Source organism: Pseudomonas kielensis, assembly GCF_014236655.1.
GTDB lineage: Bacteria > Pseudomonadota > Gammaproteobacteria > Pseudomonadales > Pseudomonadaceae > Aquipseudomonas > Aquipseudomonas kielensis.
The window spans coordinates 25150-46910 of sequence record NZ_JACMYG010000004.1 but is presented as its reverse complement, the minus strand read 5'-3'; the positions used below and the strand labels follow the sequence as shown (position 1 = coordinate 46910).

Genomic DNA, 21761 nt, shown 5'->3' with positions numbered 1-21761 from the left:
GATCAGAGGGTTGTGGGGTTGAGTCGATTCAGTTGCCGGGCGCGGTCTGGCGCCAGGCCTGGGAGCGCCGCAGCAAGCCGCGCGAGGCCCAGGCCAGGAGCAGGGACACGCCCGCCGAGGTGAACAGGATCAGGGTCGACATGGCGGCGGCACCGCCGACGTTGCCGGCGTCGTCCATGTTCAGGACCGCCACCGCCGCGAGGATGGTGTCGGGGCTGTAGAGGAAGATCGCCGCCGAGACGGTGGTCATGGCCGAGACGAACAGGTAGCGCACGATGTCCAGCAGCGCCGGCAGGCAGATCGGCACGGTGACGCGCAAATAGTGGCGGTACAGCGGCGCCTTGAGCGACAGCGCGGCGGCTTCGAACTCTGCGTCGAGTTGGCGCAGCGCGGTGGTGGCGGTCATTTGGGCGGTGGTCAGGTAGTGCGCAATGGTGCACACCACCAGCAGGGTCATGGTGCCGTAGAGCACATGCAGCGGGTTGCCGTTGAGGTTGAAGAAGAATACGTAGCCCAAGCCCAGGACCAGCCCCGGCACCGCCATCGGCACAAAGCTGAGCATGCGCAGCGCCAGGTTCAGGCCACGCTGGCCACGGGTCTTTTCCATCAGGTAGGCGCCGGTGAAGATCAGCCCGCTGCCGATCAGCGCCGAGCACAGGGCCATCTTCACGCTGTTGCCATAGGCCAGCCAGCCACCGCCTGCGGTGTCGCCGAACTGATAGTGCTTGAGCGACAACGACAGGTTGTACGGCCAGAATTTCACCAGCGAGGAGTACACCGCCATGCCGAACACCAGCAACAGCACGGCGCAGATCACCAGCACGATGCCCAGGTAACAGCCATCCCGCAGTCGCGACGGCGCCGGTTGGAAGACTTGCGCCCGGCCGCTCATGGAGTCGCCATGGCGACGACGCAACCAGGCATCGACCGCAAAGCTGAGCAGTGCCGGCACCAACAGGACCATGCCGATCAGCGCACCGCGACCGAATTGCTGCTGGCCGACCACCGCCTTGTAGGCTTCCAGCGCCAACACCTGATAGTCGCCACCGACCACCACCGGCACGCCGAAGTCGGTGATGGTCAGGGTGAACACCAGGCAGAACGCGGCGAACACCGCCTGGCGCGTCGCCGGCCAGGTGATGCTGCGAAAGGCCCTGGATGGGCTGGCGCCCATGCTCGACGCGGCGTCGAACAGCCGCGCATCCGCCAGGGACAGCGCCGACAGCAGGATCATCAAGGCGTGGGGAAAGGTGTAGATCACCTCGCCCAGCACGATGCCCCAGAAACCGTAGATGTTGTCCGACAGCAGCCCACGCAGCAGGCCCTGGTTACCGAACAGGTACACCAGCGCGATGCCCGGCAGCATCGATGGCGCCATCAACGGCAGCAGCGACAGGCCGCGCCAGATGGCCTTGCCGGGGATCAGCGTGCGCTGCAGGGCGTAGGCAAACAGGTAGGCCAGCGGGACCACAATGGCCGCGACGCTGAGGGACACTTTCAGGCTGTTGCCGAGCAACCAGTGAAAGTTGGCACTGGTCAGCAGCTCGCGGGCGGCGACCAGGCCACCCCCCTGCCCGGCATCATTGCTGAAGCCGCGCCAGAAGATCGCCAGCAACGGCATCAACACCGCGACGCTGAGCAGGCACAGGAGCAGGACCTTGCCGCCGAGGACAAAAATCCGGTCGCCGATCTGGGCTCGGGACGTCTGCCGAACCTGCTTGTGCGGTATCGGCAGGGCCATTTGCGTGCTCATCAGGCAAACACCTGCAGGCTGCGCGGTGGCAAGGCGACCATGATGTCCTGGGCACCGAGACGCGGCATGGCTTCGGGTGCCAGCTCGGCGAGCAGCGCATGGCCTGGCAGGTGATTGAGCTCAAAGCTCATGCGGCAGCGATTGCCCAGGAAGGTGATCTCACGCACCTTGGCCGGGAACAAGTTTTCCTCATGCACCAGCGGGTTGACGCTGATGGCTTCCGGGCGACAGAACAGCCGGCCAGACGCCGCTTTACCGCTGTTATCGGCCAGGCGCACGGGCATCCCACCGACATGGGCGTGGCTGTCACTGCTGCGCTGGAACGGCAACCAGTTGCCCTGGCCGACGAACTCGGCAACGAATGGGGTGGCCGGGCGGTTGTAGATTTCCTGCGGGGTGGCGTACTGCTCGACCTTGCCGTTGTTCATCACGGCAATGCGGTCGGCCATCAGCATGGCCTCGTCCTGGTTGTGGGTCACCATCAGGGTGGTGATGCCCAGGCTGCGCTGCAATTGGCGCAACTCGGTGCACAGATGCTCGCGAACCCGGGCATCGAGGGCCGACATCGGCTCGTCCAGCAGCAGCAGTGAAGGCGCCGGCGCCAAGGCCCGGGCCAGTGCCACGCGCTGTTGCTGGCCACCAGACAACTGGCCGGGGTATTTCTTTTCACTGCCGGTCAGGCCCACCAGCTCGAGCATCTGCGCCACGCGCTGGCGCACTTGCTCACGGCCACTGCCGGCCAGGCCGTAGGCAATGTTGGCTTCGACGCTGAGGTTGGGAAACAGTGCGTAGGACTGGAACAGAATCCCGTAGTCCCGGGCCTGTGGGGCCAGACGGGAAACGTCACGATCCCCCAGGTACAACTCGCCGCGATCCTGGCGCTCCAGGCCGGCAATGCACCGCAGCAAGGTGGTCTTGCCGCAGCCCGAGGGACCGAGCAGGCACACCAGTTCACCGGCCTGCACGTCCAGTGACACGTTATCCAGCGCGGTGAAGGCGCCGAAGCGCTTCTCGATACCGCGCACCTTCATCGGGGTGCCGGGGAAAACCTGGGCAGTTGCATTCGAGTGGTTCATGGACGGACCTCATCAAGCAGATGTGGGCCATCCTAGGGAGCGAATGCGTAGTTCGTGTGGCAGCGAGGCAAAAACCGCTGATAGTGGTATTGGGGGATTTTGGTTCAGCACCTACAGCAGCGGCTGTCTGCGATGCGCCAGTGCTGGCACCGTAGATCTCAGGCCGGCGCCATTTCCTGCGCCAAACCCAGAAACGCCGCCGGCAACCGGGCGCTCTTGCGCTCCTTGAGGCAATACAGGTATTCCGGGATCTGCGGCGCGTTCTCGATGCTCAACACCCGCAGTTGCGGGTCATGGGGCACTTCCTGGCGGGCGATGATGCTGATGCCGATATTGCGCAGTACCGCTTCACGAATCGATTCGCGGCTGCCGATTTCCAGCAGCGGGCCAAACCCCACCCCGGCACTGGCGAGCAATTCTTCGGTCAGGCGGCGGGTGGTCGAGCCGCTCTCGCGCATCAACAGGGTATGCCCGGCCAAGGCGCTCAGCGGCACGTGGTCGTGTACCGCCAGCGGATGATTGCGGTGCACGGCCAGCACCAACGGATCGCTGCCCAGCACCCGGCGGATCAAACGGGTGTCTTCCAGCAGTTGCGAGGACGCGGCCAGGTCCACCCGGTAGTCCTCCAAGGCTTCGAGAACCTGCTGGGAGTTGCCGATTTCCACCGAGACCTCCACCTGGGGCAGCCGCTCGCGGAAAGCTTTCACCAGGTCGAGAATGTAATACGGCGCGGTCGCGGCGATGCGCAATGCCCCCTGGACCTGACCACTGTTGCGCAGGAAAAACTCGATGTCGGCTTCCTGCTGCAGCAGTGTCTTGACCATGGGCAGCAGGCGCGCGCCCTCCTCGCTGACAGTCAGGCGGCGCCCGCCGCGGTAGAACAGCTCGACCGAGTACTGACTCTCCAGGTGGCGAATCTGGGTCGTCACCGTGGGCTGGCTCAGGCCGAGCTTTTTCGCTGCCAGGGTAATACTGCCCAAACGCGCGACCATGTAAAAAGCCTTCAGCTCGGCACTCAGCACATCAGCCTCTCTTTGTTTATTTGCGCAGCAGGCGCAGACCGTTGAACACCACCAGCAGGGCCACGCCCATGTCGGCAAACACGGCCATCCACATGGTGGCCAGTCCGAAGAAGGTTACCCCAAGAAAGATCGCCTTGATGACCAGGGCCAGGGCGATATTTTGCGTGAGGATATGGGACGTCTGGCGTGACAGGCGAATAAACGCTGGAATCTTGCGCAGATCGTCGTCCATCAGGGCGACATCAGCGGTCTCGATGGCGGTATCGGTACCGGCCGCCGCCATGGCGAACCCGATCTCGGCCCGGGCCAGCGCCGGCGCGTCGTTGATCCCGTCGCCCACCATGCCGACTCGGTGCCCCTGGGCATACAAGTCCTCGATCGCCTTGAGCTTGTCGGTTGGCAGCAAGTCACCCTGGGCCTGGTCGATGCCCACCTGCGCGGCAATCGCCCGCGCCGTGTGCGGGTTGTCGCCGGTCAGCATCAGGGTTTTCACCCCCAGCGCATGCAACTGCTCAATGGCCTCGCGGCTGGATTCCTTGACCGTGTCGGCTACGGCAAACAGGGCCAGCGGGCCAGAGGCGTCGAGCAACAGGACCACGGTCTTGCCTTGTTCTTCCAGGGCGGAGAGTTTTTCTTCCAGCGCTGGCGAGCACAGGCCCAGCTCCTCCACCAGGCGATGGTTGCCCAGATGGTAGGCCTGGCCGTCGATCTCGCCACGCACACCACGGCCGGCCAGGGCTGCGAAGTTATCCACAGCGAGCAGGCTCAGGTCTTTATCCACAGCCGCCTTGGCGATGGCCAGCGATACCGGGTGGTCGGAGCGTCCAGCGAGGCTGGCGGCAAGCACCTGAGCGCGGGTCTCGACCGTGGGGTCCAGCGCCAGGTAGTCGGTTTGCACCGGCTTGCCATGGGTAATGGTGCCGGTCTTGTCCAAGGCCAGGAAGTCGAGCTTGTAGCCGCCCTCCAGGTACACGCCCCCCTTGATCAGGATGCCTTTGCGCGCAGCCGCCGCCAGGCCGCTGACGATGGTTACCGGGGTGGAAATCACCAGCGCACAAGGGCACGCCACCACCAGCAGCACCAGCGCGCGGTAGATCCAGTCGAACCAGGCCGCGCCCATGAACAACGGTGGAATCAGCGCCACACCGAGGGCAAAGACGAACACCACCGGGGTGTAGATTTTCGAGAAGCTGTCGACAAAACGCTGGGTCGGCGCACGCGCGCCCTGGGCTTCTTCCACGGCGTGGATGATCCGCGCCAGGGTCGAGTGGTTGGCGGCGGCGGTTACCCGGTACTCCAGGGCGCCGGCCTGGTTGATGGTGCCGGCGAACACCTTGTCGCCCACTGTCTTCTCCACCGGCAGGCTTTCCCCGGTAATGGGCGCCTGGTCGATGGTCGAGTTGCCGGCGACCACTTCGCCGTCCAGGCCAATGCGTTCACCCGGGCGAACCCGTACTAACGCGCCCAGCTCAACACTTTTAGCCTCACGTTCGACCCATGAACCGTCGGCCTGCTGCACCGTGACCTGTTCCGGGGTCATCTGCATCAGGCCGCTGATGGCATTGCGCGCGCGGTCGAGGGATTTGGCTTCGATCAGCTCGGCCACGGTGAACAGGAACATCACCATCGCCGCTTCCGGCCATTGGCCGATCAGCACGGCGCCGGTCACCGCGATGCTCATCAGGGCATTGATGTTCAGGTTGAGGTTCTTCAGGGCAATCCAGCCCTTTTTATAGGTGCCCAGACCGCCGCTGAGAATCGAAACCAGCGCGACCAGCGCCACCACCCAGGTCGGTGCGGAGCTGGTGAAGTGGATCACTTCGGCGGCCAGTGCCGTGACCCCGGAAAGCGCCAGCGGCCACCAGGGCTTTTTCATCGGCGCCGCGCGACTGTCATCCGCCTGCGCGCCGTCTTCGATCGGCTCGGCCAGCATGCCGATGGATTTGATCGCGTCGATGATCGGCGCCGTGGTCGGCAGGTCGTGGGTCACGCCCAGCACCCGGTTGATCAGGTTGAACTCCAGTTGCTGCACGCCGGCCAACTTGCCGAGCTTGTTCTGGATCAGCGTCTGTTCCGTCGGGCAGTCCATGGCCTCGATGCGGAAACGACTCAGGCGAGCGCCCTCGGTGGGCGCGTCACTGATTTTGACCAGCGCAGGCGCTGCACTTGAGCAGCAGGAGCCGCCGTGGCTAGCGTGATCGTGTTTATCTACCGGTTGAAGTTTGTCCCCGTGACTGTGCTCATGCGCAGTACCGGGTTTGTGGGTGTGCTGGGAATCGCTCATCAGGTCGCGTCCGTGTAGGTGCCTGTTGCCAAGTAAAGACCCTGTAGCCACTATAGGGTCAAGCACCCATTTGGAGATTATCGCGATGAAGATCGGAGAACTGGCGAAACTGACCGATTGCGCCGTCGAAACCATCCGCTACTACGAGCGTGAAGGCCTGCTGCCGGAGCCGGCCCGCAGCGACGGCAACTACCGCGTCTACACCCAGGCCCATGCCGAGCGCCTGACCTTCATCCGCAACTGCCGCACCCTGGACATGACCCTCGAAGAAATCCGCAGCCTGCTGGGCCTGCGCGACAGTCCACAGGACCAGTGCGAAAGCGTGAACGCCCTGATCGACGAACACATCCACCACGTCAAGGCACGGATCGACGGCCTGCTCGCCCTGCAGGCGCAACTCATCGACCTGCGCCAACGCTGCAGCGAAGGGCCGGATATCGAACAGTGCGGGATCTTGCAGCGCCTGGAAGTCAGTGGCGGAGTGGTTGCAACGGAGGTCGAACATTCCCACGTAGGCCGCAGCCACGGCCACTAGGCACATCACAAAACACTGTGGGACCGGGCTTGCCCGGGATGGCGGTGGGTCAGGGGCCATAAATGTTGGCTGTACCGGCCCCATCGCGGGCAAGCCCGCTCCCACAGGGGTGTTGCGTATGGCTTGTCAGACCGCCATCGGCGCGGTCATGGGCGCGTGGTGCTCATAACCTTCGAGCGAAAAATCACCCGGCTCGATCAGCTCCAGCCACTCCGGCTGATACACCCCGGTCTTGGCAAACTCCGGCACACGATCCGAGATTTTCAGCTGCGGCATCGGGAACGGCTCGCGCTTGAGCTGTTCGTTGAGCATGTCCAGGTGGTTTTCGTAGACGTGGGCATCGCCGATGAAATAGGTGAACCAGCGCGGCGTGTAACCGGTCAGGCGACCGATCAGGCTCAGCAGCGCGGCACCCTCGGTGAGGTTGAACGGCGTGCCCAGGCCCAGGTCGTTGGAGCGGATGTAGAGGGTCAAAGAGATCTCTTTGGTCTCGACATTCGGGTGGAACTGGTACAGCAGGTGGCACGGCGGCAGGGCCATTTCATCGAGCTGGGCGACGTTCCAGCCGTGGAACAGGATACGCCGGCTGCCCGGGTCCTTGATGATGGTATCGACACACTGGCGAACCTGGTCGATGGCCTTGTACAGCACCACGTAGGCCTGACCGTCTTCCTCGCCTTCGGCAATCTGCCGGTAACCCTGGGCCAGGGTCTGCTCGATGGCGGCCGGGTTGCTCAGGGGGATCTGCTTGTACGCTGGCCACTTGCGCCATTGCACGCCGTAGATCTCGCCCAGGTCATCTGCGCCCTGGCGGAACGGGTTGGCCAGCCACTGCGCGTTTTCATTGGCATTCTGGTCCCAGACCTTGCAGCCCAAGGCGCGGAACTCGGCGGCGTTGTTGACCCCGCGCAGGAAACCGCACATCTCGCCGATGGCCGACTTGAAGGCCATCTTGCGGGTGGTGATCGCCGGGAAACCTTCTTGCAGGTCATAACGCAGCATCGCACCCGGGAAGCTGATGGTGTTGACGCCGGTACGGTTGGCTTGCTTGGTGCCGTTCTTGATGACGTGGGCGACCAGATCGAGATATTGCTTCATGTATTACCTGTGTCCTTGAAGGCAGGGCTCGCGGCCCTGCGCTTCGAATATAAAGCGTCAGGCGGCCGGGACAGCCGGTGCCTTGGGTGCGCGGTGATAGGCCAGCCAGATCAGGAACAGTCCGCCAACGATCATCGGGATGCACAATACTTGGCCCATGGTCAGCCAGTTCCACGCCAGGTAGCCCAACTGGGCGTCCGGCACGCGGTAGAACTCGACGACAAAGCGGAAGATTCCGTAGAACAGCGCGAACATCCCGGAGACCGCCATGGTCGGCCGCGGCTTGCGCGAGAACAGCCAGAGGATGGCGAACAGCGCCACGCCTTCGAGGGCGAACTGATACAGCTGCGACGGGTGGCGCGCCAACTGGGCCGGGTCGCTGAACGACGGGAAGACCATGGCCCACGGCACGTCGGTCGGCTTGCCCCACAACTCGGCGTTGATGAAGTTACCGATCCGCCCGGCCCCCAGGCCGATCGGCACCATCGGTGCAACGAAGTCCATCAGCTGGAAGAACGACTTGCCGTTCTTTTTGCCGAACCACAGGGCTGCCAGCATCACGCCGATGAAACCACCGTGGAACGACATGCCGCCCTTCCACACCTCGAAAATCAAGGTCGGGTTGGCGAGGTAGGCGCTCAGGTCGTAAAACAGCACATACCCCAGGCGACCACCGACAATCACGCCCATCGACATCCAGAAGACCATGTCGGAGAGTTTTTCCTTGGTCCAGGTCGGGTCGAAGCGGTTCAACCTGCGCGACGCCAACAGCCAGGCACCGCCGATGCCGATCAGGTACATCAGGCCGTACCAGTGGATTTTCAGCGGGCCAATGGCCAGGGCCACCGGGTCAATCTGCGGGTAAGGCAGCATTGCGACTCCTCGTTAGAGTTGAAACTTAAAATTCCTGGCGCGACCCTGCCACGCCGGGATTAAGCCAGGATTGCGCCCTGCCTCAGAGCAGGAAACTGGTGCCCACGCACAACAGCAAAGCGGCAAACAGTCTTTTCAGCAATCGCGGCGACAACCGGTGGGCCAGTCGCGCGCCAAAACGGGCGAAGACCATGCTGGTCAGGGCAATGCCCAGCAGCGCCGGCAAATAAACGAAACCCAGACTATGAGCGGGCAACAGGGGATCATGCCAGCCCAGAATCATGAAACTTAATGCACTTGCCAAAGCGATCGGCAACCCGCAGGCAGACGACGTCGCCACGGCCTGCTGCATTGGCACACTGCGCCAAGTCAGGAATGGCACGGTCAGCGAACCGCCGCCAATCCCGAAGATCGCCGAGGCCCAGCCAATCACGCTGCCGGCCACGGTCAGACCGAACTTGCCGGGAACCGTTCGACTGGCCTTGGGCTTGAGCTCCAGGGCCATCTGCACGGCGATCACCAGGGCAAACACACCAATGATCTTCTGTAGGTGCGGACCGGAAATCGCCTCGGCGGTCAACGCGCCGAAGCCGGCCCCGAGCAGGATCCCCAGGGTCATCCAGGCAAAGATCGGCCAGCGCACCGCGCCTTTGCGCTGGTGCTCGCGCACCGCGTTGATCGAGGTGAAAATGATGGTGGCCAGCGACGTGCCGACGGCCAGGTGGGTCAGCACCGACGCATCAAAACCCTGCAAGGTGAAGCTGAACACCAGCACCGGCACGATGATGATCCCGCCACCCACCCCAAACAGCCCGGCCAGCACGCCTGCACAGGCGCCCAGCAGCAGATAGAGCAAAAATTCCATGATCGTCCTTGTCCGCTTCGCAAAAAAGCAGCCGCATGGTAACGGATGCGGGGGCCCGGGCTCCACTGTGGATGACGATGGATCGATGAGCGATGTCTGCGTACAGTGGGCAGAAAAACACACAAGGACCACCTTATGTGCCTGATTATTTTTGCCTGGCGCCCGGATCACGCCACTCCCCTGATCGTCGCGGCCAACCGTGATGAGTTCTATGCCCGCCCCAGCCTGCCGCTGGCGGCATGGCCCGAAGCGCCACAGGTGCATGCCGGACGCGACCTGGAGGCCGGAGGCACTTGGCTGGGCGTCGGCGCGGACGGACGTTTTGCCGCCCTGACCAACATCCGCAATCCGCACCAGCCGCCGGCGCGCAAATCCCGTGGCGAACTGGTGGCGCGATTTCTCACCGGCGAAATGCCGATTGATCAGTATTTAGCCGATGTTGTCGGCAGATCGCTGGAATATGCCGGCTTTAACCTGCTGATCGGCAATCGCCAGGAGCTCTGGCACTACAACGCGCAAGAAACCGCGCCGAACCCGTTGGCGGCCGGAGTCTATGGATTGTCCAACGCCGGGCTCGATACCCCCTGGCCCAAGCTGGTCAAGGCCAAGGCGGCACTGACCGAAGTGCTCGATGATCCACAACCGCAGGCGTTGCTGGCATTGCTGGGCGATCCGCAGACGGCACCGTTCGGTGACTTGCCGGACACCGGAGTCGGGCTGGCGACTGAGAGTCTGCTGTCGAGCGTGTTTATCGCCAGCCCCACGTATGGCACCCGCGCCAGTACCGCGCTGATTGTCCAGGCCGATGGTTCACGGGTGATGGTGGAGCGCAGTTTCGGGCCCTATGGCGGGCATCTTGGGGAAGTGCAGATCAGGCTTTGAGGGGGGGTGTGGTGTTGCCTGGACTGGCCCCATCGCGGGCTTGCCCGCGATGAAACCGCCGCAGGTTCAGAGCGGCTTGATCGCCGCCGGGTTGGTCATCCGCGCCAGGCCGAGGTTTTTCAACGCCAGTTGCAGCGAGCTGTGGATAACTTGCGGGTTGTCGATGGTCATCAGCTCCGCCAGCAGGTCCTTGGCCCAGCTGAGGTTGATCTGGCGCAGCATCCATTTCACTTTCGGCAGGTTGGTGGCGTTCATCGACAGGCTGTCAAAACCCATCGCCATCAACAGCACGGCCGCTGCCGGGTCACCGGCCATTTCGCCGCAGATGCTCACCGGCTTGCCTTCGGCATGGGCATCGCGCACCACGGTCTGCAGGGCCTGCAGCACCGCCGGGTGCATGTAGTCGTACAAGTCCGCCACCCGTGGGTTGTTGCGGTCCACGGCCAGCAGGTACTGGGTCAGGTCGTTGGAGCCGACCGACAGGAAGTCCACCTGCCGCGCCAGTTCCTTGGTCTGGTAGACCGCCGCCGGAATCTCGATCATCACGCCCACCGGCGGCATCGGCACGTCGGTGCCTTCGTCACGCACTTCGCCCCAGGCACGGTGAATCAGGTGCAGGGCTTCTTCGAGTTCGTGGGTGCCGGAGATCATCGGCAGGAGGATGCGCAGGTTGTTCAGGCCTTCGCTGGCCTTGAGCATGGCGCGGGTCTGGACCAGGAAGATTTCCGGGTGGTCGAGGGTGACGCGAATCCCGCGCCAGCCGAGGAACGGGTTGTCTTCCTTGATCGGGAAGTAGGACAGTGACTTGTCGCCGCCGATGTCCAGGCTGCGCATCGTCACCGGTTGCGGGTGGAAGGCGGCGAGTTGCTCGCGATAGATCGCCAGCTGCTCCTTTTCGCTCGGGAACCGTTGATTGATCATGAACGGTACTTCGGTGCGATACAGGCCCACCCCTTCGGCGCCGCGCTTCTGCGCCCGCGCCACGTCCGCCAGCAGGCCGGTGTTGACCCACAGCGGCATGCGGTGGCCGTCGAGGGTCACGCAGGGCAAGTCACGCAGGGAGTCGAGCCCCAGGGCCAGTTGCTTCTCTTCTTCGACCACCTCGGCGAATTGCTTGCGCAACACGTCGCTGGGGTTGGTGTAGACCTCACCCCGATTGCCGTCGACGATCAACTCGATGCCATCGACCTTGGCATACGGCAGGTCGACCAGGCCCATCACCGTCGGGATGCCCATGGCTCGTGCCAGGATCGCGACGTGGGAGTTGCCCGAACCCAGGACCGAGACCAGGCCGACCAGCGTACCTTCCGGCACCTCGCCGAGCATGGCCGGCGTCAGTTCTTCGCTGACCAGAATGGTCTTTTCCGGGTAGACCAGGTTTTGCTGGCGCTCTTCCTGCAAGTAGGCCAGCAGGCGGCGGCCGAGGTCCTTGACGTCCGACGCCCGCTCGCGCAGGTAGGCGTCGTCCATCAGTTCAAAGCGGTTGACGTGATCGGTGACCACCTGGCGCAACGCACCCTGGGCCCATTGGCCGGTCTTGATCACAGTGGTGACTTCGCTGCCCAGCGCGGCATCGTCGAGCATCATCAGGTAGACGTCGAACAGCGCGCGCTCTTCCGGGCGCAACTGGGTTGCCAGCTTGGCGGACAAGGCCCGCATGTCGGCGCGCACGCCTTCGATGGCGGTCTTGAACAGGCCCAGTTCGGCGTCGATGTCGGTGATGGTCTTGTCCGGCACCACATCGAGATCCGCCGGTGGCAGCATGACCACCGCGGTACCGACCGCCGCACCCGGCGAACCCGGCACGCCGATGAATTTGGCTTCCTGGATGCCCTTGCCCTGGCGCCCCAGGCCGCGGATCGAACCGGTGGCCTCGGCGTGGGCGATAACCCCGGCGAGCTGGGCGCTCATGGTCACGAGGAACGCTTCTTCGCCCTCATCGAACTGACGCCGCTCTTTTTGCTGGATGACCAATACGCCGACGACGCGACGGTGGTGAATGATCGGCGCGCCGAGGAACGAGGCATAACGCTCTTCACCGGTCTCGGCGAAGTAGCGATAACGCGGGTGGTCGGCGGCGTTTTCCAGGTTCAACGGTTCTTCACGCGTGCCCACCAGGCCCACCAGGCCTTCGTTGGGCGCCATGCTGACTTTGCCGATCGAGCGCTTGTTCAAGCCTTCGGTGGCCATCAGCACAAAACGGTTGGTTTCGGGGTCGAGCAGGTAGACCGAGCAGACCTGGCTGCCCATGGCCTCTTTGACGCGCAATACAATAATGCCCAACGCCGCCTTGAGATCCTTGGCGGAGTTAACTTCCTGGACGATCTTGCGCAGCGTATTGAGCATGGCTCGGGGTCGAACTCCGTCGTCAGTCGCGCGTTAGAAGGCGCGGGGCAAGCTCTTTGAGAGCGCGGCGATACACCTCGCGCTTGAATGTCACCACCTGGCCCAACGGATACCAATAGCTGACCCAACGCCAGCCATCGAACTCCGGTTTACCGGTCAAATCCATCCGCACCCGCTGCTCGTTGGAGACCAGGCGCAGGAGAAACCATTTCTGCTTCTGGCCGATGCACAGCGGTTGGCTGTGGGTACGGACCAGACGTTGCGGCAAACGATAGCGCAACCAGCCACGCGTGCAGGCGAGAATTTCAACATCTTCGCGCTCCAGGCCGACTTCTTCGTTCAACTCGCGATACAAGGCGTCTTCCGGCGTCTCCTGAGGGTTGATTCCACCTTGAGGAAACTGCCAGGCATCTTGATTGATACGGCGAGCCCATAGCACCTGGCCGGCATCATTCGTCAGAATGATCCCCACATTGGGGCGGAAACCATCGGGGTCGATCACGGCAACAACCTCGCAAACGCATGTCGCCGCATTGTTCCACAAAGGTTGGGAAGGCGGCAACGAAGCTTCCTACCTTATGTGCACTCTTGTGAAAAGACCGTATTCTTAACCCCTTTTTACTGACTTATCAGCGGGTAACTGCAATGCGCCTGGCTTTATTCGATCTGGACAACACACTTTTGGGCGGCGACAGCGATCACGCATGGGGCGATTACCTGTGTGAACGGGAGATCCTCGACCCTGTCGCGTACAAAGCGCGCAACGACGAGTTCTACCAGGATTACCTGGCCGGCAAGCTGGACAATGCCGCGTACCTGAACTTCTGCCTGGAAATCCTCGGCCGCACCGAGATGGCCCAACTCGATGAATGGCACCGCGACTTCATGCGCGATTGCATCGAGCCGCTCATGCTGCCCAAGGCTGTGGAACTGCTGGCCAAGCACCGCGCCGACGGTGACAAGCTGGTGATCATCACCGCCACCAACCGTTTCGTCACCGCACCGATTGCCGAACACCTGGGGGTGGAAACCCTGATCGCCACCGAATGTGAAATGCACGAGGGCCGCTACACCGGGCGCAGCACCGATGTACCGTGCTTTCGCGAAGGCAAGGTGACGCGCTTGAATCGTTGGCTGGAGGAGACCGGGCTGTCGCTGGAAGGCAGTTACTTCTATAGCGACTCGATGAATGATCTGGCGCTGCTGGAGCGGGTGGCGAACCCCGTGGCCGTGGACCCGGACCCGAACCTGCGGGCCGAGGCCGATAAGCGCGGCTGGCCGGTGATTTCGTTGCGCGACTGAGAATGCCATCGCGGGCAAGCCCGCTCCCACAAGGGGCTTGGGTGTGCATGCAATCTATGCCACCCGGCAAAACCTGTGGGAGCGGGCTTGCCCGCGATTAGGGTCACCTCGGTACCAAGCTGCTAAACCGGCTTGGCGCCCATCAAGCCGGCAATCGCGATCAAGCTGACCACGCTGACCAACGCCAGGGCAAAGGTGAACCTGCCGCTGCCACCCGGCGCCGTACGCTGGCGGTTGAGCCGTGCCAGCAGCCAGAAACCACTCAGCACCGTTACTGCATACAGCACGCTGGACGCCAGCAGCCAGGTCTGCCCCAGCGGCCAGCCAACCAGGTGCACCATCCACCAGCCAGTGAACGGCATGCTCAGCAACGCCAGGCCCATCAGCAGCCAGACGAACAGCCATGGCCGTTGCAACGTGCGCACCGGCGCCGTGGCATCCCCGTTGCGCCGGGTCCGCCAGACCCAGAGCGCCAGGCCCAGTGCACCGGCCAGCAGCAACAGGGTCGCCACCCTGTGGACCATTTTCAGCGCGATCAAGGTATCCATACGTCTATTCCCTCAAGTCCTGTGCATCAGCGTAGCCATTCAGCCCAGAAACAGCTGATAGGCCGGGTTGTCGCTTTCATCCCAATACGGGTAGCCGATTTCCGCCAGCGCCGCCGGCACCAGGTGGCGCTCGTCGTGGGGCACCTGCAAGCCGGCGACTACCCGGCCGTCGGCCGCGCCGTGGTTACGGTAGTGGAACATCGAGATGTTCCAGCGCCCGCCGAGCTTGCTGAGGAAGTTGAACAGCGCGCCGGGGCGCTCTGGAAATTCGAAACGCAGGATCACTTCGTCGACCACATGGGCCGCACGACCGCCGACCATGTGGCGAATGTGCAACTTGGCCAGTTCGTTGTCGGTCAGGTCGAGCACCGGGAAACCCTGCTCGCTCAGGCTGGCGATCAGCGCACTGCGTGGATCGTTTTCCGGATGGGTCTGCACACCGACAAAAATGTGCGCCTCGCTGCCGGTGTTGTAGCGATAGTTGAATTCGGTGATCTGGCGCTTGCCGATGGCTTCGCAGAACGCCTTGAAACTGCCCGGCTGCTCCGGAATGGTCACCGCGATAATGGCTTCGCGGCCCTCGCCCAACTCGGCGCGCTCGGCGACATGGCGCAGGCGATCGAAATTGACGTTGGCGCCGGAGTCGATGGCCACCAGGGTCTGCCCGGTGACGCCGCGCAACTCGACGTACTTCTTGATCCCGGCCACGCCCAGGGCGCCGGCCGGCTCGGTGATCGAGCGGGTGTCGTCGTAGATGTCCTTGATCGCCGCGCAGATTTCATCGGTGCTGACGGTAATCACTTCATCGACATAGTCTTTGCAGATATCGAAGGTGTGCTGGCCGATCTGGGCCACAGCCACACCGTCGGCAAAGATCCCCACGGTCGGCAACACCACTCGCTCGCCGGCAGCCATGGCCGCTTGCAGGCAATTGGAGTCATCCGGCTCGACGCCGATGATCTTGATGTCCGGACGCAGGTATTTGACGTAGGCCGCGATCCCGGCGATCAGGCCGCCACCGCCCACCGGCACGAAGATCGCGTCCAGCGGACCCGGATGCTGGCGCAGGATTTCCATGGCCACCGTGCCCTGCCCGGCAATGGTGTGCGGATCATCGTAGGGGTGAATGTAGACGTAGCCTTTTTCGTCGACCAGCTTCAGCGAATAGGCCAGGGCCTCCGGGAACGAATCCCCGTGCAGCACCACTTTGCCGCCACGCGAACGCACGCCTTCGACCTTGATCTCCGGGGTGGTCTTGGGCATCACGATAGTCGCCTTGACCCCCAGCACCTTGGCCGCCAGGGCCAGGCCCTGCGCGTGGTTGCCCGCCGAGGCAGTGACCACGCCGCGTGCGCGCTCTTCGTCGGTCAACTGAGTCAGCTTGTTGTAAGCGCCGCGTATCTTGAACGAGAACACCGGCTGCAAGTCTTCGCGCTTGAGCCAGATCGTGTTGCCCAGCCGCTCGGAGAGCTGGCGGGCAGTCTGCAAAGGGGTTTCCACGGCAACGTCATAAACGCGCGAGGTGAGGATCTTTTTGACGTACTGTTCAAGCATCGGAAAGCATCACTGAGCGGGTTGGGCGGGACCACGGAGTCTAACCCGGCTTTTGCCCGGGCGACCACACGAATACAGAGGTTTTAGCCGGCCATGGCGCTATAATGCCGGCCTTCTGTCCCCCTCATGGCACCTCGGAGCCCGCATGACCCAGGATCAACTCAAACAGGCAGTGGCGCAGGCCGCCGTCGATTTCATCCTTCCCAAACTCGACGACAAGAGCATCGTCGGGGTCGGCACCGGCTCCACCGCCAACTGCTTCATCGACGCCCTGGCCCTGCACAAGGGCGCCTTCGACGGCGCGGTCGCCAGCTCCGAAGCCACCGCCGCGCGCCTCAAGGGCCACGGGATCCCGGTGTATGAGCTCAATACGGTCAGCGACCTGGAGTTCTACGTCGACGGCGCCGACGAAAGTGACGAGCACCTGAACCTGATCAAGGGCGGCGGCGCCGCCCTGACCCGCGAGAAGATCGTCGCGGCCGTGGCCAAGACTTTCATCTGCATCGCCGACGCCAGCAAGCTGGTGCCGGTGCTGGGCAACTTCCCGCTGCCGGTCGAAGTGATCCCGATGGCCCGCAGCCACGTGGCTCGCGAGCTGGTCAAACTGGGCGGCGACCCGGTGTACCGTGAAGGCGTGTTGACCGACAACGGCAACATCATCCTCGACGTGTTCAACATGCAGATCACCAACCCGGTGGAGTTGGAGAAGCAGATCAACGCCATCGTCGGCGTGGTCACCAACGGCTTGTTCGCCGCCCGCCCGGCGGACCTGTTGCTGCTGGGCACCAGCGAAGGCGTGAAGACTCTCAAGGCCTGAGGCTGTAGCTGGTACCCGATTGCGGCACCCACTTGCACCTTGTGGCTTGCAGCTTGCCCGCGATGACGGTGTGTCTGGCACCATCGGTGTTGGCTGTGCCGGCCTCATCGCGAGCAAGCCGCAAGCGGGCGCTCGCTCCCACAGGTTTTGCATACACCCCGTGGGAGCAGGCTTGCGGCTACGGATTGGGCTTCTTGAAAACGTAGAACAGGTTCGGTTCGCTCACCAGGTACAAGGTCCCGTCGTCATCCATGGCGATCCCCTCCGCTTGCGGCACGGTCTTTTGCAGGCCCTGACGCCCCTTGCTCAACGACATGGTGCTTAACGGCCGCCCGTCGATATCCAGTTCCAGCACCAGGAAAGACTCGTCCGACAGCGCCAGCAAGTGGCCGCTGCGTTCGTCGTATTGCAGGCTCGACAGATCGCGCACAAACAGCCCGGCATCGCGCTTGGGGTTGTTGATCACGTGCACGGCGTAGGATTTTTCCGGGTTGTAATGGGGAAAACCCTTCACTTCATAGATCAGCATCGGGTCGCGCTCCTTGGCGACAAACAAGCGCTTGCCCTTGGAGTCGTAGGCCAGGCCCTCGAACCCCTTGTTGCGGGTCATGTGCACGCCCAGGGTCATCTGCTCGGCATCCGCGGCGTCGAGGAAGGTGGTGTCGTCTTCGAGATGAATCTTGATCAGCCGTTGCTGGCGCTCATCGCTGATCACGTACGTGTCGGCGCTGATGAACTCCACGGCTTCCGGGTCGCCAAAGCCGATCAGCGCGACCCGGCGCAGAATGCGCCCGTCGAGGGACATTTCGACCAGTTCGGAATTCTTGTTGGTGACGGTGAACAGGCTTTTGCGCACCGGATCATAGGTCAAGGCCGAGACGTCATCGTCCAGCCCTTCGATCGGCTTCGCCTCGATCACCACTCGATAGTCGTTGAGCGCCATCGAATGCTCACCGACCGGGTGCAACCAGGCTTGCAGGTTAAACCAGGTGCGCTCGTAGAGGCGGTAGTACTGGCCCAGCATGGCCAACGCCAGCAAGGCGGCGATCAACAGGATCAGGGCAAGGGGCTTGGGGCGGGCAAGTCGGCGCATGGGGCGAGCTCAAAAACCAATCGGGCGGATGAAATATCACGCGTTGATGAATTCAAGCTTAATGGAGTTGGGTTTGTAGCCACGCTCCATGGCATAGAGAGACCCTGTGGGAGCGGGCTTTCCCGCTCCCACAGGGTCAGTGCTGTGCCGTATCTTGATTCAGCGCACGCTGCTGGCGAAGCTGCCGGCACCCGGCAGTTCCAGGACCAGTTCATCCCCGACATTCAGCGGGCCGACACCCACCGGCGTACCGGTCAGGATCACGTCACCGGCCTGCAGCGAGAAGCAACCGGCCATGTGCTGGATCATCGGCACGATCGGGTTGAGCATGGCGCTGCTGTTGCCATCCTGGCGAACTTCGCCATTGATGGTCAGGCGAATGCCGATGTCGGTCAGGTCGGCAAAGGTGCTGCTGACCACGAACGGCGCCAGCACGCAGGCGCCGTCGAACGACTTGGCGATTTCCCACGGCAGCCCCTTGGCCTTGAGCTCGGCCTGCTTGTCGCGCAGGGTCAGGTCCAGGGCCGGGGCGAACCCGGAGATCGCATCCAGCACTTCTTCACGGCTTGGCTTGGTCGACAAGGGCTTGCCGATCAACACCGCGATCTCCGCCTCGTAATGCACCGAGCCGCGCTCGGTCGGAATCGTAAAACCACCTTCCAGCGGCACCACGCAACTGCCCGGCTTGATGAACAACAACGGCTCGGTCGGTACCGGGTTGTCCAGTTCCTTGGCGTGTTCGGCGTAGTTGCGCCCGATGCACACCACTTTCCCTACCGGGAAATGAATGCGGGTACCGTCGACATACTGGTGCTGATAGCTCATTACCGCCTCCTGCCTTAGGGATTCTTCAGGTGCCGCGCCTTCAAACAGCGAAGATTTTGCCCGGGTTCATGATGCCGTTCGGGTCGAACACCGCCTTCACGGCTTTCATGTATTCGATTTCCACCGGCGAACGGCTGTAGGTCAGGTAATCACGCTTGGTCATGCCCACGCCGTGTTCGGCCGAGATCGAGCCGTTGTACTTCTCGACGGTTTCAAACACCCACTTGTTGACCGTCGCACACTTGGCAAAGAACTCGTCCTTGCTCAGGTTTTCCGGCTTCAGGATGTTCAGGTGCAGGTTGCCGTCGCCGATGTGGCCGAACCAGACGATTTCGAAGTCGGGGTAGTGTTTGCCGACAATCGCGTCGATTTCCTTCAAGAACGCCGGGACTTTCGACACAGTGACCGAAATGTCGTTCTTGTACGGGGTCCAGTGGGAAATGGTCTCGGAGATGTACTCGCGCAGTTTCCACAGGTTTTGCAGTTGGGACTCGCTCTGGCTCATCACGCCATCAAGCACCCAGCCCTCTTCAACGCAGTGTTCGAAGGTTTCCAGGGCGTGGTTGGCCACTTCTTCAGTGGTCGCTTCGAATTCCAGCAGCGCGTAGAACGGGCATTCGGATTCGAACGGCGCTGGCACGTCGCCACGTGCAAGGACCTTGGCCAGGGCCTTGTCGGAGAAAAATTCGAAAGCGGTCAGGTCCAGCTTGCTCTGGAAGGCGTGCAGCACCGGCATGATCGAATCGAAATCGGCGGTGCCGAGGACCATCGCGGTGAGGTTTTTCGGCGCACGGTCCAGGCGCATGGTCGCTTCGACCACAAAACCCAGGGTGCCTTCGGCGCCGATGAACAGCTGGCGCATGTCGTAGCCGGTGGCGTTCTTGATCAGGTCGCGGTTCAACTCCAGCAGGTCGCCCTTGCCGGTGACGACTTTCATGCCCGCCACCCAGTTGCGGGTCATGCCGTAGCGAATGACCTTGATCCCGCCGGCATTGGTGCCGATATTGCCGCCAATCTGGCTGGAACCGGCCGAAGCGAAGTCCACCGGGTAGTACAGGCCCTTTTCTTCAGCCACGTTCTGCAGATGCTCGGTGACCACGCCCGGCTGGCACACCACTGTGCGATCCGTCAGGTTCACATCGAGAATCTGGTTCATGTAGTCGAACGAAACCACCACTTCGCCATTGGCGGCCACTGCAGCAGCCGACAGTCCGGTACGCCCGCCGGACGGCACCAGGGCGACCTTGTGCTGGTTGGCCCAGCGCACGATGGCCTGGACCTGCTCGGTGGTCTTGGGGAACACGATAGCCGTCGGGGCCGGGGCGAAATGCTTGGTCCAATCCTTACCGTAAGCATTCAGGGAGTCGGCGTCGGTCAACACCTTGCCAGGCTCAACCAGGGTCTTCAGCTCATCAATCAGGGCAGGATTGGTCATCGAAAGAACTCTCGAACAATTCATGGTCATCCTGAGAACGCTTCACGTCGCAGGAATGAGTGTTTAGCGGGGTGCGTATGCTAGCATACCGACCCCGCAGGGTAGTGCCCAAAGGCTGTTCTGCGGTGACGGCGTTCCTGCCGTTCGGGTCAGCTCTGGGCTGCTCCCCTCCCTCCCTGCCATTTTTCTCCGGGATACAGGTTTACGCAGATGAGCAAGACTTCTCTCGATAAGAGCAAGATCAAGTTCCTTCTTCTCGAAGGCGTCCACCAATCGGCTGTCGACGTTCTCAAGTCGGCTGGCTACACCAGCATCGAGTACCTCACAGGTTCTCTGCCGGAAGCCCAGTTGAAGGAAAAGATCGCTGATGCGCATTTCATCGGCATTCGCTCCCGCACTCAACTGACCGAAGAGATCTTCGATCACGCGAAGAAGCTGGTCGCCGTCGGCTGTTTCTGCATCGGCACCAACCAGGTGGATTTGAACGCAGCCCGCGAACGCGGCATCGCCGTGTTCAACGCGCCGTACTCCAACACCCGCTCCGTTGCCGAGCTGGTGCTGGCCGAAGCGATCCTGCTGCTGCGCGGCATCCCGGAGAAGAACGCCTCCTGCCACCGTGGCGGCTGGATCAAGAGCGCGGCCAACTCCTTCGAAATCCGGGGCAAGAAGCTGGGTATCGTCGGCTACGGCTCGATCGGCACTCAACTGTCGGTGCTGGCTGAAGGCCTGGGCATGCAAGTTTACTTCTACGACACCGTGACCAAGCTGCCACTGGGTAACGCCACCCAGGTCGGCAACCTGCACGAGCTGTTGGGCATGTCCGACATCGTCACCCTGCACGTTCCGGAAACCGCTGCGACCCAGTGGATGATCGGCGAGAAGGAAATCCGCGCCATCAAGAAGGGCGGCATCCTGATCAACGCCGCACGCGGCACCGTGGTTGAACTGGACCACCTGGCCGCTGCGATCAAGGACAAGCACCTGATTGGCGCTGCCATCGACGTATTCCCGGTGGAGCCACGCTCCAACGACGAAGAGTTCGAAAGCCCGCTGCGTGGCCTGGACAACGTGATCCTGACCCCGCACATCGGCGGCTCCACCGCTGAAGCGCAAGCCAACATCGGCCTGGAAGTGGCCGAGAAGCTGGTCAAGTACAGCGACAACGGTACGTCGGTGTCCTCGGTCAACTTCCCGGAAGTGGCCCTGCCGGCTCACCCTGGCAAGCACCGCCTGCTGCACATCCACGAGAACATCCCGGGTGTGATGAGCGAGATCAACAAGGTCTTCGCCGAAAACGGCATCAACATTTCCGGTCAGTTCCTGCAGACCAACGAGAAAGTCGGCTACGTCGTGATCGACGTCGACGCCGAGTACTCGGACCTGGCGCAAGAGAAGCTGCAACACATCAACGGCACCATTCGTTGCCGCGTGTTGTTCTAACGCTCAAGTGTCA

19 protein-coding genes are annotated in these 21761 nt (G+C 62.6%); 5 read left to right on the top strand and 14 right to left on the bottom strand.

The annotated features are described in order from the left end of the window. Window positions 1–28: 28 nt before the first annotated feature. The 4 genes from H7995_RS05060 to H7995_RS05045 all read right to left on the bottom strand — a co-directional run bounded on the left by H7995_RS05060 (window position 29) and on the right by H7995_RS05045 (window position 6135). Window positions 29–1753 (bottom strand): putative 2-aminoethylphosphonate ABC transporter permease subunit, encoded by a 1725-nt coding sequence (locus H7995_RS05060; RefSeq protein WP_166592740.1) that lies wholly within the window; start codon window positions 1751–1753, stop codon window positions 29–31. Beyond that, on the bottom strand, window positions 1753–2829 hold the full coding sequence (locus H7995_RS05055; protein ID WP_166592739.1) for a putative 2-aminoethylphosphonate ABC transporter ATP-binding protein: 1077 nt from the start codon (window positions 2827–2829) through the stop codon (window positions 1753–1755). The genes H7995_RS05060 and H7995_RS05055 overlap by 1 nt, the downstream gene beginning before the upstream one ends. A 158-nt stretch (window positions 2830–2987) precedes the next feature. Next, window positions 2988–3851, bottom strand: a complete 864-nt coding sequence (locus H7995_RS05050) for a LysR family transcriptional regulator (RefSeq protein WP_166592738.1) — start codon at window positions 3849–3851, stop codon at window positions 2988–2990. A gap of 16 nt (window positions 3852–3867) precedes the next feature. Continuing rightward, complete coding sequence (locus H7995_RS05045; protein WP_166592737.1) at window positions 3868–6135, bottom strand: heavy metal translocating P-type ATPase; 2268 nt, start codon at window positions 6133–6135, stop codon at window positions 3868–3870. Between the two features lie 85 nt (window positions 6136–6220). On the opposite strand from H7995_RS05045, the gene cadR reads away from it, so the two are divergent. After that, window positions 6221–6670 carry a Cd(II)/Pb(II)-responsive transcriptional regulator gene (gene cadR, locus H7995_RS05040; protein WP_095164637.1) on the top strand — a complete coding sequence of 150 codons (450 nt, stop codon included), beginning with the start codon at window positions 6221–6223 and terminating at the stop codon, window positions 6668–6670. 126 nt (window positions 6671–6796) lie between these two features. Here cadR and H7995_RS05035 read toward each other — a convergent pair whose 3' ends face one another. The 3 genes from H7995_RS05035 to H7995_RS05025 form a co-directional block, all read right to left on the bottom strand. Further along, entirely contained in the window at window positions 6797–7768 is a 972-nt protein-coding gene (locus tag H7995_RS05035) for a thymidylate synthase (RefSeq protein ID WP_166592736.1), read from the bottom strand. A gap of 57 nt (window positions 7769–7825) precedes the next feature. After that, window positions 7826–8641 carry a prolipoprotein diacylglyceryl transferase gene (lgt, locus tag H7995_RS05030; protein WP_166592735.1) on the bottom strand — a complete coding sequence of 272 codons (816 nt, stop codon included), beginning with the start codon at window positions 8639–8641 and terminating at the stop codon, window positions 7826–7828. An 82-nt stretch (window positions 8642–8723) separates the two neighbouring features. Then, window positions 8724–9506 carry a sulfite exporter TauE/SafE family protein gene (locus H7995_RS05025; RefSeq protein WP_095164642.1) on the bottom strand — a complete coding sequence of 261 codons (783 nt, stop codon included), beginning with the start codon at window positions 9504–9506 and terminating at the stop codon, window positions 8724–8726. A 135-nt stretch (window positions 9507–9641) separates the two neighbouring features. On the opposite strand from H7995_RS05025, the gene H7995_RS05020 reads away from it, so the two are divergent. After that, window positions 9642–10388: an NRDE family protein gene (locus H7995_RS05020; protein ID WP_182342783.1), complete on the top strand. Its 747-nt coding sequence runs from the start codon at window positions 9642–9644 to the stop codon at window positions 10386–10388. Between the two features lie 66 nt (window positions 10389–10454). Here H7995_RS05020 and ptsP read toward each other — a convergent pair whose 3' ends face one another. After that, the gene (ptsP, locus tag H7995_RS05015; protein ID WP_166592733.1) at window positions 10455–12734 is read right to left on the bottom strand and encodes a phosphoenolpyruvate--protein phosphotransferase; all 2280 of its coding nucleotides are present in this window, start codon (window positions 12732–12734) and stop codon (window positions 10455–10457) included. Between the two features lie 22 nt (window positions 12735–12756). After that, window positions 12757–13236, bottom strand: a complete 480-nt coding sequence (locus H7995_RS05010; protein WP_095083604.1) for an RNA pyrophosphohydrolase — start codon at window positions 13234–13236, stop codon at window positions 12757–12759. 143 nt (window positions 13237–13379) lie between these two features. Here H7995_RS05010 and H7995_RS05005 point away from each other — a divergent pair, with 143 nt between their 5' ends. Further along, window positions 13380–14036 (top strand): histidinol-phosphatase, encoded by a 657-nt coding sequence (locus H7995_RS05005; protein ID WP_166592732.1) that lies wholly within the window; start codon window positions 13380–13382, stop codon window positions 14034–14036. 122 nt (window positions 14037–14158) lie between these two features. On the opposite strand, the gene H7995_RS05000 is transcribed toward H7995_RS05005, so the two are convergent. Next, window positions 14159–14584, bottom strand: coding sequence for a DUF2269 family protein (locus tag H7995_RS05000; RefSeq protein ID WP_182342785.1), 426 nt, complete (start codon window positions 14582–14584; stop codon window positions 14159–14161). Window positions 14585–14623: 39 nt separating this feature from the next. Further along, window positions 14624–16138 (bottom strand): threonine ammonia-lyase, biosynthetic, encoded by a 1515-nt coding sequence (gene ilvA / locus H7995_RS04995; protein WP_166592730.1) that lies wholly within the window; start codon window positions 16136–16138, stop codon window positions 14624–14626. Window positions 16139–16283: 145 nt separating this feature from the next. On the opposite strand from ilvA, the gene rpiA reads away from it, so the two are divergent. Next, a complete protein-coding gene (gene rpiA / locus H7995_RS04990; RefSeq protein WP_166592729.1) occupies window positions 16284–16955 on the top strand; it encodes a ribose-5-phosphate isomerase RpiA in 672 nt (223 codons plus the stop codon). Between the two features lie 178 nt (window positions 16956–17133). On the opposite strand, the gene H7995_RS04985 is transcribed toward rpiA, so the two are convergent. From H7995_RS04985 to H7995_RS04975, 3 genes are all read right to left on the bottom strand, one after another. Then, on the bottom strand, window positions 17134–18048 hold the full coding sequence (locus H7995_RS04985) for an SdiA-regulated domain-containing protein (protein WP_166592728.1): 915 nt from the start codon (window positions 18046–18048) through the stop codon (window positions 17134–17136). 159 nt (window positions 18049–18207) lie between these two features. Continuing rightward, window positions 18208–18873 (bottom strand): fumarylacetoacetate hydrolase family protein, encoded by a 666-nt coding sequence (locus H7995_RS04980; RefSeq protein ID WP_182342787.1) that lies wholly within the window; start codon window positions 18871–18873, stop codon window positions 18208–18210. A gap of 40 nt (window positions 18874–18913) precedes the next feature. Beyond that, window positions 18914–20308 (bottom strand): FAD-binding oxidoreductase, encoded by a 1395-nt coding sequence (locus H7995_RS04975; RefSeq protein WP_166592726.1) that lies wholly within the window; start codon window positions 20306–20308, stop codon window positions 18914–18916. Window positions 20309–20518: 210 nt separating this feature from the next. Here H7995_RS04975 and serA point away from each other — a divergent pair, with 210 nt between their 5' ends. Continuing rightward, the gene (gene serA / locus H7995_RS04970) at window positions 20519–21748 is read left to right on the top strand and encodes a phosphoglycerate dehydrogenase (protein ID WP_095164654.1); all 1230 of its coding nucleotides are present in this window, start codon (window positions 20519–20521) and stop codon (window positions 21746–21748) included. Window positions 21749–21761: the final 13 nt, after the last annotated feature.

Coding starts and splice junctions, on each gene's coding strand:
- H7995_RS05060 (WP_166592740.1), bottom strand. CDS start 1,753: ATGAGCACGCAAATGGCCCTGCCGATACCGCACAAGCAGGTTCGGCAG.
- H7995_RS05055 (WP_166592739.1), bottom strand. CDS start 2,829: ATGAACCACTCGAATGCAACTGCCCAGGTTTTCCCCGGCACCCCGATG.
- H7995_RS05045 (WP_166592737.1), bottom strand. CDS start 6,135: ATGAGCGATTCCCAGCACACCCACAAACCCGGTACTGCGCATGAGCAC.
- cadR (WP_095164637.1), top strand. CDS start 6,221: ATGAAGATCGGAGAACTGGCGAAACTGACCGATTGCGCCGTCGAAACC.
- H7995_RS05035 (WP_166592736.1), bottom strand. CDS start 7,768: ATGAAGCAATATCTCGATCTGGTCGCCCACGTCATCAAGAACGGCACC.
- lgt (WP_166592735.1), bottom strand. CDS start 8,641: ATGCTGCCTTACCCGCAGATTGACCCGGTGGCCCTGGCCATTGGCCCG.
- H7995_RS05025 (WP_095164642.1), bottom strand. CDS start 9,506: ATGGAATTTTTGCTCTATCTGCTGCTGGGCGCCTGTGCAGGCGTGCTG.
- H7995_RS05020 (WP_182342783.1), top strand. CDS start 9,642: ATGTGCCTGATTATTTTTGCCTGGCGCCCGGATCACGCCACTCCCCTG.
- ptsP (WP_166592733.1), bottom strand. CDS start 12,734: ATGCTCAATACGCTGCGCAAGATCGTCCAGGAAGTTAACTCCGCCAAG.
- H7995_RS05005 (WP_166592732.1), top strand. CDS start 13,380: ATGCGCCTGGCTTTATTCGATCTGGACAACACACTTTTGGGCGGCGAC.
- H7995_RS05000 (WP_182342785.1), bottom strand. CDS start 14,584: ATGGATACCTTGATCGCGCTGAAAATGGTCCACAGGGTGGCGACCCTG.
- ilvA (WP_166592730.1), bottom strand. CDS start 16,138: ATGCTTGAACAGTACGTCAAAAAGATCCTCACCTCGCGCGTTTATGAC.
- rpiA (WP_166592729.1), top strand. CDS start 16,284: ATGACCCAGGATCAACTCAAACAGGCAGTGGCGCAGGCCGCCGTCGAT.
- H7995_RS04985 (WP_166592728.1), bottom strand. CDS start 18,048: ATGCGCCGACTTGCCCGCCCCAAGCCCCTTGCCCTGATCCTGTTGATC.
- H7995_RS04980 (WP_182342787.1), bottom strand. CDS start 18,873: ATGAGCTATCAGCACCAGTATGTCGACGGTACCCGCATTCATTTCCCG.
- H7995_RS04975 (WP_166592726.1), bottom strand. CDS start 20,308: ATGACCAATCCTGCCCTGATTGATGAGCTGAAGACCCTGGTTGAGCCT.
- serA (WP_095164654.1), top strand. CDS start 20,519: ATGAGCAAGACTTCTCTCGATAAGAGCAAGATCAAGTTCCTTCTTCTC.